Raw genomic sequence first — 248 nt, 5'->3', positions numbered from 1 at the left:
AGCATGGCTGTCGCCATTCTGACCAGTTTGTTGGCGACAGCTACAATGGTTTTATTAAACCCTTTCGTGCTGAGTAATTGTCTTACCCAACAACTCAAGCTGTCTGTTTTTTCTTTAACATGGATGACCAAAGATCGGGCCCCATTGATGATCAATGTACGCAGATACGTATCACCTCGTTTGGTAATCCTGCCGATGGTAACTTTACCGCCGCTGCCACTATGCGCTGGCACAAGGCCGATGCTGGC

At 48.0% G+C, this 248-nt stretch carries 1 protein-coding gene; it reads right to left on the bottom strand.

From position 1 onward, the window contains the following. Window positions 1-233: transposase (locus tag CCS02_RS22595; RefSeq protein ID WP_442919344.1), on the bottom strand; the 233-nt coding region annotated here is incomplete at its 3' end. Between the last annotated feature and the right edge of the window lie 15 nt (window positions 234-248).

The sequence above is a fragment of the Marinomonas sp. ef1 genome, from assembly GCF_002806845.1.
GTDB lineage: Bacteria > Pseudomonadota > Gammaproteobacteria > Pseudomonadales > Marinomonadaceae > Marinomonas > Marinomonas polaris.
This window is presented reverse-complemented; position numbering and strand designations above follow the sequence as displayed.